Source organism: Leisingera aquimarina DSM 24565 (assembly GCF_000473165.1).
GTDB lineage: Bacteria > Pseudomonadota > Alphaproteobacteria > Rhodobacterales > Rhodobacteraceae > Leisingera > Leisingera aquimarina.
Map to the genome: position 1 here is coordinate 257,397 of NZ_KI421504.1, position 10,104 is coordinate 267,500.

The window sequence follows — 10,104 nt, forward strand, 5'->3', positions numbered from 1 at the left end:
GTGTTTGTCTTGGCGGTATCTTAAAAACACCAAAAGATTAGCTCAATTCCATTATTTACACACTTTGATGAAGGACATTCACTCAAAGATCTTTAATAAGCGCCTCAGCCGCAATGTCCTGCGGCTGAGGAAAGCAAGAGGCATCAGCCCCGCGCCGCCGCGCGGTCCGCCAGCACCCGGTCCAGCCAGGCCGGGTCCATTTCCGGGACCGACGACAGCAGCAGGTCGGTGTAAGGCGCGTGCGGCGGCGAGAAGATCGCCTCTTTGGCACCCTGCTCCACAACCCGGCCCTGCTGCATCACCCCAACCTCATCTGCGATTGCGCGCACGGTCGAGATGTCATGGGTGATGAACATATAGGCCAGATCATGCTCCTTCTGCAGTTTGCCCAGCAGCCGCAGAATGCCTTCCGCCACCAGCTGGTCCAGTGCCGAGGTCACCTCGTCGCAAATCACCAGCTTGGGCGAGGCCGCCAGCGCCCGGGCAATGCCGATCCGCTGCTTCTGCCCGCCTGATAGCTCGGACGGCAGCCGGTTCATGTACTGATCCGGCTCCAGCTCGATATCGGCAAGCAGGGCGCGGATTTCCTCGGTCAGCTGCTTGCCCTTCAGCCTGCGGTAATAGGTCATCGGGCGGCCGATAATATCCTTGATCTGCTGCTTGGGATTCAGCGCAATATCAGCCATCTGATAGATCATCTGCACCGCCTGCAGCTCCTGCTTGCTGCGTTTGCGGAAATCCAGCGACAGCGGCGCACCGTTCAGCGGGATCTCTCCCTGCACAGGCGGCAACAACCCCATCACACTGCGCGCAGTGGTCGATTTACCCGAACCGCTCTCCCCAACAACGGCAACGGTGCGGTCGGCATGGAAATCAATCGACACGCTGTTCAAAACAGGTTGCGCCATGCCGGGATACTGTGCGGTCACATCCCGAAGCGACACCACCGGCATCTGGCCCTCAGCCACCGGCGCCTTCTCTGCCGCCTTGAACGACCGCACCGCCCAAAGCGACTTGGTGTAATCCTCTTTGGGGGCGTTCAGCATCGTCGCGGTATCCGCAGCCTCGATCTCCTCGCCATAGCGCAGCACCATGATACGGTCCGCCATCTGCGCCACAACTGCTAGGTCGTGGGTGATGTAGATCGCCGAAGTACCCAAATCCTCCACGATATTGCGGATGGCCGACAGAACCTCAATCTGAGTAGTCACATCCAGCGCCGTGGTCGGCTCGTCAAAGATTATCAGGTCCGGTCGGCAGGCCATCGCCATCGCCGTCATCGCCCGCTGCAGCTGCCCGCCGGACACCTGGTGCGGATAGCGGAAGCCGATTTCCTCGGGGTTGGGCAGCTGCAGTTGGCGGTAGAGATCAACTGCGTCCTTCTGCGCCTCCTCGCGCTGCATCAGCCCGCGCCGCACCGGAAACTCGGTGTGCTGGTTGATCAGCTTGAACGCAGGGTTAAAGCTGGCCGCAGCCGATTGCGCCACATAGGCGATCCTGGTCGAGCGCAGGTCGCGGCAGGTCTCGCGGGTGGCGCCGGTCAGCTCGATCCCGTCGAAATGCACGGTGCCACCGGAAAACCGGCAGCCGTCGCGCACATGCCCCATGGCGCCCAGCCCGATAGTGGATTTGCCGGCACCGCTTTCACCGATCAGCCCCAGCACCTCACCCTTGCCTAGGGTCAGGTCGACGCCTTTCACAATCGGCTTCCAGCGGTCCTCGGACAGGCCTTCGATCTGCAGGTTCTGCATCGTCAGCAGCGGGGTTTGTTTGTCGTTCATTTTATGCCCCTCAGGTTTTCAGGCCGCTGGCCTTGTGCAGCATCCAGTCGACGATGAAGTTCACCGCAACCGTCAGCAGTCCAATGGCGGCCGCCGGGATCAGCGGTGTCAGGTCGCCAAAGGTAATCAGCGAAGCGTTCTCGCGCACCATCGAGCCCCAGTCGGCGGCCGGCGGCTGAATGCCCAGCCCCAGGAACGACAGGCCCGAGATCGTCAGGAAGACAAAGCAGAACCGCAGTCCGAACTCCGCCACCAGCGGCGGCGCCGCAATGGACAGGATTTCCTTGCGCATGATCCACCACAGGCCTTCGCCCCGGACCTGCGCCGCCTCGACGTAGTCCATCACCACAATCCCCATCGCAACCGCGCGGGCAATCCGGTAGACAAAGGTGGCATAGATCAGCGCGATCACGCCAATGAGGCTGGTCACCGAGGCGCCGAAGATCGTCAGCAGCAGCAGCGCGAAGATCAGCGTCGGGATCGAGATCACCACATCCACCGCCCGCGACAGCACCTGGTCGACCCAGGCCTGCAGCACCGCCGCAAAGAAGCCCGCGGCACTGCCCACGGCAAAGGCGATCATCGTGGTCACCAGCGCGATTCCGATGGTGTTGCGAGCGCCATAGATCATCCGCGTCGCCATGTCCCGGCCCAGGCTGTCGGTGCCCAGCCAGTTCACGGCAGACCAAAACTCGTATTCGTAACCCACCACTTCGCTTTCGCCAAAGGGTGCCAGCACCGGCGCGAACACCGCCACGAAGATATAGAAGAGCACAACAGCGCAGCCGAACTTGGCAGTCAGAGGCACCTTGCGCAGCTCATGAAGTATCGCGTTCATGGTTATTTCCTGTGCAGCAGGCGCGGGTTGGACGCGATCGAGATCAGATCCGAAGCCAGGTTGAAGAGGATATAGGTCGCCGCGAACAGCAGGCAGGCGGTCTGCATGATCGTGAAGTCCCGCTTGGCCACGCTATCTACCAGCAGCTGCCCCATGCCCGGATAGACAAAGACCACCTCAACGATCACCACGCCGACGATCAGTATGCCAAGTTGATGGCAATCACCGTGACAATCGGCGCAATCGCGTTTGGCAGCGCATGAATGACGATCAGCCGCCGCTGGCTCGCCCCCTTCAGTTGCGCCATTTCGATAAAGGGCAGCGCCAGCAAGTTGATCAGCGAGGCCCGCGTCATCCGCATCATATGCGCCGTCACGATCAGAGTCAGCATCAGCGCCGGCAGGAAAGTGCGGTAAATTCGGTCACCCAGGCTGGCGTCTTCGGACAGGTTGGCAATCGACGGGAACAGGCCCAGCTCAACCGCAAACAGCCACACCAGGATGTAGCCGACAAAGAACTCCGGCACCGAAATCGCCGTCAGTGTTGCCACGTTGATCGACCTGTCCACAAAGGAATCGCGGTAAAGCGCAGCAATCACCCCCAGCAGAACTGCCAACGGCACCGAGATGAAGGCGGCAAAGCCTGCTAGGAAGAAGGTGTTGTACATCCGCTCGCTGATCAGGTCCTTGATCGGGATCCCCGAAATCAGCGAATTTCCCAGATCGCCCTGCAAAAACCCGCCAAGCCAGCTGAGATAGCGGGTATGTGCAGGCTGATCCAATCCCAGCTCGCGGCGGAATGCAGCCAGGTTTTCTGGCGTTGCGGACTGTCCCAGCACCTGCTGGGCCACGTCACCCTGAGCCTCCCCCAATGAAGTGGTCCGCCCCTATGATTAGGAAAGCGGAGGGCCATAGATGGCGATTAAGAGACCCAAGCCTGAAGAGATTGTCGTGAAGTTACGGCAGGTTGAAGTGCTGATGGGGCAAGGCATGCCCCGAATAGACGCCATTCGGCAGATCAGTGTGACGGAACAAACCTATTGCCGTTGGAAGAAGAAGTACGGCGGAATGGGCACAGAACAACTCAAGGAACTGAAGCGGCTCCAGAAGGAGAACGAGCGCCTTCGCCGTGCCGTTTCAGATCTTACACTCGACAAACTGATCCTGTCAGAGGCCGCAAAGGGAAACTTCTGAGCCCCTCGCGCCGCCGTGCCTGCATCGATCATGTGCGTAGCCAAATCAAGATTTCCGAACGCCGTGTATGCCGCGTCCTGGGCCAGCACCGATCCACGCAGCGCCGGTTGCCACTTGGGCGTGCTGACGAAGACCGCCTGGTCGAGGACATGATCGAGCTGACACGTCAGTATGGTCGATATGGCTACCGTCGGATTGCCGCTCTGCTGCGAGACGCAGGCTGGCAGGTGAACGACAAGCGCGTCGAACGTCTATGGCGGCGAGAGGGGCTAAAGGTTCCCATGAAACAGCCCAAGAAAGGGCGGCTCTGGCTCAACAATGGTTCGTGTGTTCGGCTGCGGCCAGAGTATCGCAATCACGTCTGGTCGTACGACTTCGTGCATCATCGAACAGACGATGGNCGAGCGTTCAGGACATTGAATATTCTGGACGAACACAGTCGGGAATGTTTGGCGACCCGGGTGAGGCGGCAGCTGAACTCGACCGAGGTCATTGATGTTCTGACCGACCTGTTCATTCTTCGGGGCGTGCCTGCTTACATCAGGTCTGACAACGGCCCCGAATTCATAGCTGAGGCCGTCAGAGGCTGGATCAAAGCAGTTGGGGCTAAGACCGCATTCATCGAACCCGGGTCACCGTGGGAGAACGGATATTGCGAAAGCTTCAACGGGCGCATGCGCGACGAGCTGCTGAACGGTGAGGTCTTTTACTCGCTGCGGGAAGCCCAGATCATCATCGAAAGTTGGAGAAAACACTACAACACCAGACGACCACACAGTGCTCTGGGCTACCGCCCACCGGCTCCAGAGGCCATTGTTCCGGTAGACCAAAGGCCAACCATGCACTAACTTTCAACTTGGACCACTCAAGCGGGGCCGCTCACAGTGACAGACAGGTGGCCAGTCCTTCCGGGAAACGCCAAATTGCCCTGAAACACCGGCTTGTTTTGCCCAAACGGTCAGTTCACTTCTAAAGCAAACATGCGTCGAGTTCTTACTGCCTTGAAGGTCGGGTATTGCAAGACGTAGCTATCAGTTTTGCTGTTGCGGCGAACTTTCGGTTTCCCCCCGTCCGCCAGGAACCCGTGCAGTCGCAGCGGAAACCAAGCAGGTGCAGCGAACGGCAGCAAGGTCCGGATTCCGTGGAAAAACACCCGTTCGCGGGCGCAGAATATGGGCGCCGGAAAAGAGCGTGAGCGCCTTTCTTATCAGGCTTTCTTCGGTTGCTGCGGTGCGGGAATGACCTTGGCCAGTTTGCGGAGGTTTTGGGCGGTGGCGGCGAGGAGGAATTCGTCGTTTGCGCCGCATGGGCCGCGTAATCGGAGCCGACTGAGTCCAAGGATACGCTTGAGGTGGGCGAAGAGCATCTCGACCTTCTTGCGCAGCTTCATTGAGATGATGTATTGGTCGGTCTTCGCCCCTCTCGTGCATGTAAACATGCACTGCCGGGCAGTGGATGTCGCGAGCGACTTGCCGCGCGTCTTCATGCTCCTCTCGGGTGATCGACCGGAAGTCCATGTTAGGGCAGCAACGAGACTTCGAAGGGCAGGCCTGGCACGTGTGCTTTAGGCACCGGTATTTCGCGACGCCCTTTCTGGTCGGCCCTCGGTTCGGATCGGAATAGTTCCGGCGGAATTGCTTCAGTTCGTGGCCTTCCGGGCAGATGTATTGATTGTTCCCGGCATCCCACTCGAAGTCCGCGCGGGTCCAGGTTCCGTCGCTGCGCCCCGACTTGTCGAAGACGGGGATGTGCGGGGCGATCTTGCGGTCGACCAACCAGCCAAGCATCGGCGCGGTGCCATAGGCGAACAGAAGGGGTGGCAGGTAACGGAAGTTTTCACCGATCACGCGCTCAGCGGCAACAATGCCCTGCGCCCGGGATACCAGCGCCTGATCCAGGCAGCCGAACGCGGCGATATCGACGTTATTGCCGCCGAAAGCCAGAACCGGCTCTCGCGGGACATGGCGGATTCCGCAACCCTGCTGAAGCGCATGAGCTTCTTCGCTGTCAAGATTCACACGGCTTCGGAGAATGAGCTGGATGACATGAAGGTCGGGGTCGGCGGGCTGGTGTCCGCCATGTTCCTCAAGGACCTGGCCCAGAAGACACGGCGCGGGCTGGAGGGGCGCATCGCCAAGGGCAAATCCGCGGGCGGCATTTGCTACGGCTACCGGGTGAAGCGGGAGATCCTGCCCGACGGCACGGTCAGCACCGGCGACCGGGAGATCGAACCGGAGGAGGCTGCCGTCATCAAACGGATCTTCGGGGATTACGCAGACGGTCTTTCCGCTCGCTCAATCGCAGCCGCGCTGAACGCCGAAGCAGTGCCTGCCCCCCAGAGCGGCAAGGGCACCGGCACCTGGAACCCCTCGACGATTTCCGGGAACATCAAACGCGGCACCGGCATCCTGAACAATGAGCTCTACATCGGGCGCCTGGTCTGGAACCGGCTGACCTACGGCACCAACCCCGACAGCGGGAAACGGCTGTCCCGCCTCAATCCGCCGGAAGACTGGATCACGGAGGATGTCCCCGGCCTTCGCATTCTGGATGATCAGCTCTGGCAGGCGGTGAAGACGCGTCAGGGGGAAGTTCGGCAGGCGATGAACCCGGCGGGTGTTCTGACGGAACGGCCGAAGCTGGAACGTGCGCGCCGCCCCACCTACCTGCTGTCAGGCCTCCTGCGCTGCGCCTGCTGCGGCGCCAGCTACACGCTGATCAACAAGACGCGCTATGGCTGCGCTGGTGCCCGCAACAAGGGCGCTGCGGTCTGCACCAACCGCGCCACCATTGGCCGGGCAGAAGTGGAAGAGCGGGTGCTTTCCGGGCTGAAGCAGCGCCTGCTGGCACCGGACCTGCTGGCGCAGTTCGCGGAGGAATACCGCAAGGCGTTCAACGACGCCGCCGTGGGGGCCTGCCAGGACCGGCAGAAGGCCGAACGCTCCCTCAAGAAGGTGGAGAGCCGGATCGCCAACATCCTGACAGCCATCGAGGACGGCATGTACACCGCCTCGATGAAGGACAAGATGTCTGAGCTGGAGAGGGAGAAGGCCCGCCTGGAGGCGGTCATCGCGGACAACCCGGAACTCCCTGCCCTGCGGCTGCACCCGAGCCTGTCGGCGCGGTACCGGGAGCTGATCGAGGATCTTGCTGGCGCTTTGAATGCACCGGAAGTGCGTCGGGAGGCGACGGCGTCGCTGCGGGCTCTGATTTCAGAGGTGCGGATGGTTCCGGACGGTGCTGCGCCGGGCGGCCATCAGCTTGAACTTGTTGGGGAATTGGCCGGTCTGATGGCTTTGGGGAACCCTGAATCGAGAAAGCCCCCGCTTTTTGCGGAGACTTGGTCGGAAACGTTGGTTGCGGGAGCAGGATTTGAACCTGCGACCTTCAGGTTATGAGCCTGACGAGCTACCTGGCTGCTCCATCCCGCGTCAGGGTTTATTTGAGATCGTATTGAGAGATATTGGATTTTACTAGGTTTGGCGGTGACCTACTCTCCCAGGGCTTGAGCCCAAGTACCATCGGCGCTGCAGTGCTTAACTTCCGGGTTCGGGAAGGGACCGGGTGTTTCACTTGCGCTTTTGCCACCAAACCGAGAAAAATCCAACTCCGGCGCTGTTGCGAAGCAATGGCGCCGGTCACAATCAACGTGTCCAAGTGTTAGTATTAAGGGATGTTTGCTTGTTTGGTGTTTTCCGTAACACTGTCTGTTACTGGATCAAATCAAGCCTATCGGGCGATTAGTACCGGTCAACTGAATGCATTGCTGCACTTACATCTCCGGCCTATCGGCGTGGTGGTCTTCCACGGCCCTCAGGGATACCTTGTTTTGAGGGGGGCTTCCCGCTTAGATGCCTTCAGCGGTTATCCTGTCCGAACATAGCTACCCTGCACTGCTGCTGGCGCAACAACAGGTCCACCAGTGGTTCGTTCACCCCGGTCCTCTCGTACTAGGGGCAACTCCTCTCAAGTATCCTACACCCACGGCAGATAGGGACCGAACTGTCTCACGACGTTCTAAACCCAGCTCACGTACCTCTTTAAACGGCGAACAGCCGTACCCTTGGGACCTGCTCCAGCCCCAGGATGAGATGAGCCGACATCGAGGTGCCAAACACTGCCGTCGATATGGACTCTTGGGCAGTATCAGCCTGTTATCCCCGGCGTACCTTTTATCCGTTGAGCGATGGCCCTTCCACTCGGGACCACCGGATCACTATGGCCGACTTTCGTCTCTGCTCGACTTGTCAGTCTCGCAGTCAGGCTGGCTTCTGCCATTGCACTCAACGAGCGATTTCCGACCGCTCTGAGCCAACCTTCGCGCGCCTCCGTTACTCTTTAGGAGGCGACCGCCCCAGTCAAACTACCCGCCACGCAGGGTCCCGGATCCGGATAACGGACCGCGGTTAGACATCAAGAGTGCGAAGGGTGGTATCTCAAGGGAGGCTCCACCGCGACTTGCGTCACGGTTTCGATGCCTACCACCTATCCTGCACATCACAATCCTGATGCCAGTGCGAAGCTGTAGTAAAGGTGCACGGGGTCTTTCCGTCTAACCGCGGGAAGCCTGCATCTTGACAGGCAATTCAATTTCGCTGAGTCGATGTTGGAGACAGCGGGGAAGTCGTTACGCCATTCGTGCAGGTCGGAACTTACCCGACAAGGAATTTCGCTACCTTAGGACCGTTATAGTTACGGCCGCCGTTTACCTGGGCTTCAATTCGGAGCTCTCACCCCTCCTTTTAACCTTCAGGCACCGGGCAGGCGTCAGACCCTATACGTCGCCTTACGGCTTCGCAGAGCCCTGTGTTTTTAATAAACAGTCGCCACCCCCTGGTTTGTGCCCCCGGATTCCACTTGCGTAGGACCCGGGCCTCCTTCTCGCGAACTTACGGAGGTATTTTGCCGAGTTCCTTCAACATCGTTCTCTCAAGCGCCTTGGTATTCTCTACCAGTCCACCTGTGTCGGTTTAGGGTACGGTCTGATGGAGGGCTATTTCCAGGGACTGATCAGCAGCCCATTCAATCCGATAAGGATGAACTACCTTCACAATCCGTCACATCCTCCTGGCCCACGAATATTAACGTGGTTCCCATCGCCTACGCCTTTCGGCCTCGGCTTAGGGGCCGGCTTACCCTGCTCAGATTAGCTTTAAGCAGGAACCCTTGGACTTTCGGCGAGAGTGTCTCTCACACTCTTTGTCGCTACTCATGTCATCATTCTCACTAGTGATCTCTCCACCGGATGGCTCACGCCCCGGCTTCATCGAAAGCTCCTTGCGTCCAATTCTTCCCGGAGGAAGATAAGGACGCATGGAACTATGTCACACTACGCTCTGCTACCATGCACTATGTGCATCCTCGGCTTCGGCTCATGGCTTGAGCCCCGTTACATCTTCGCCGCAAGACATCTTGATTAGACCAGTGAGCTGTTACGCTATCTTTAAAGGATGGCTGCTTCTAAGCCAACCTCCTGGTTGTTTTGGACGTCTCACCTGCTTTCCCACTTAGCCATGAATTGGGGGCCTTAGCCGGAGGTCAGGGTTGTTTCCCTCTCCACGACGGACGTTAGCATCCGCCGTGTGTCTGCCATCCAGTACTCCCGGGTATTCGGAGTTTGGTTAGGATCAGTAAGCCTGTGGGGCCCCATTACCCATCCAGTGCTCTACCCCCCGGGGTATTCGGATGACGCTCTACCTAAATAGATTTCGCAGAGAACCAGCTATCTCCGAGTTTGATTGGCCTTTCACCCCTAGGCACAGCTCATCCCGATCCTTTTCAACGGATGTGGGTTCGGTCCTCCAGTGCGTGTTACCGCACCTTCAACCTGGCCATGCCTAGATCACTCGGTTTCGGGTCTGATCCCACGAACTCATGCGCCCTATTAAGACTCGCTTTCGCTGCGCCTACACCTAACGGTTTAAGCTTGCTCGTGAGACCAAGTCGATGACCCATTATACAAAAGGTACGCTGTCAGCCCTCAAGGGGCCTCCAACTGATTGTAGGCGTTCGGTTTCAGGTACTGTTTCACTCCCCTCGCCGGGGTGCTTTTCACCTTTCCCTCACGGTACTGGTTCGCTATCGGTCAGTAAGGAGTACTTAGCCTTCGGAGGTGGTCCTCCGATCTTCGAACAGGATTTCACGTGTCCCGCCCTACTTAATACGTCCCTCAGAGCTTAGAATACGGGGCTGTCACCCGCTATGGCCATGTTTCCCAACATGTTCTTCTCACTCATCAGGCTCGGCTGGTCCGCGTTCGCTCGCCGCTACTAACGGAGTCTCTATTGATGTC

4 protein-coding genes, 1 tRNA gene, 2 rRNA genes and 2 pseudogenes (1 of these 9 cut by a window edge) are annotated in these 10,104 nt (G+C 59.0%); 2 read left to right on the forward strand and 7 right to left on the reverse strand.

Translation table 11 applies throughout. The features are described 5' to 3' along the window. Window positions 1–143: 143 nt before the first annotated feature. The 3 genes and pseudogenes from AQUI_RS0105155 to AQUI_RS27250 form a co-directional block, all read right to left on the reverse strand. Complete coding sequence (locus tag AQUI_RS0105155; RefSeq protein ID WP_027256556.1) at window positions 144–1,781, reverse strand: ABC transporter ATP-binding protein; 1,638 nt, start codon at window positions 1,779–1,781, stop codon at window positions 144–146. Window positions 1,782–1,791: 10 nt separating this feature from the next. After that, window positions 1,792–2,619 carry an ABC transporter permease gene (locus tag AQUI_RS0105160; RefSeq protein ID WP_027256557.1) on the reverse strand — a complete coding sequence of 276 codons (828 nt, stop codon included), beginning with the start codon at window positions 2,617–2,619 and terminating at the stop codon, window positions 1,792–1,794. Window positions 2,620–2,621: 2 nt separating this feature from the next. Next, window positions 2,622–3,490: pseudogene (locus AQUI_RS27250) on the reverse strand (ABC transporter permease). Window positions 3,491–3,533: 43 nt separating this feature from the next. On the opposite strand from AQUI_RS27250, the gene AQUI_RS0105175 reads away from it, so the two are divergent. After that, window positions 3,534–4,660, forward strand: a protein-coding gene (locus tag AQUI_RS0105175) for an IS3 family transposase (protein WP_156916779.1) whose coding sequence is annotated in 2 segments (ribosomal slippage) — window positions 3,534–3,798 and window positions 3,798–4,660 — 1,128 coding nt in all. Because the reading frame shifts where the segments join, the coding sequence is not laid out codon by codon here. Between the two features lie 359 nt (window positions 4,661–5,019). Here AQUI_RS0105175 and AQUI_RS27255 read toward each other — a convergent pair. Further along, window positions 5,020–5,617, reverse strand: a pseudogene (locus AQUI_RS27255) (transposase); the annotation flags it as partial. Here AQUI_RS27255 and AQUI_RS29745 point away from each other — a divergent pair. Next, window positions 5,561–7,210 carry a recombinase family protein gene (locus AQUI_RS29745; protein ID WP_084294525.1) on the forward strand — a complete coding sequence of 550 codons (1,650 nt, stop codon included), beginning with the start codon at window positions 5,561–5,563 and terminating at the stop codon, window positions 7,208–7,210. The pseudogene AQUI_RS27255 and the gene AQUI_RS29745 overlap by 57 nt on opposite strands. Here the strand turns inward: AQUI_RS29745 and AQUI_RS0105195 are convergent. From AQUI_RS0105195 to AQUI_RS0105205, 3 genes are all read right to left on the reverse strand, one after another. Further along, window positions 7,167–7,243, reverse strand: a tRNA-Met gene (locus AQUI_RS0105195). The two genes, AQUI_RS29745 and AQUI_RS0105195, sit on opposite strands and share 44 nt — an antisense overlap. Window positions 7,244–7,289: 46 nt before the next feature. Continuing rightward, a 5S ribosomal RNA gene (rrf, locus tag AQUI_RS0105200) occupies window positions 7,290–7,404 on the reverse strand. 127 nt (window positions 7,405–7,531) lie between these two features. After that, window positions 7,532–10,104 (reverse strand): 23S ribosomal RNA (locus AQUI_RS0105205) (it continues 258 nt past the right edge of the window).

Bases quoted from the DNA above. Each gene is read 5' to 3' on its own strand.
- AQUI_RS0105155 (WP_027256556.1), bottom strand. From the start codon at position 1,781: ATGAACGACAAACAAACCCCGCTGCTGACGATGCAGAACCTGCAGATC.
- AQUI_RS0105160 (WP_027256557.1), bottom strand. From the start codon at position 2,619: ATGAACGCGATACTTCATGAGCTGCGCAAGGTGCCTCTGACTGCCAAG.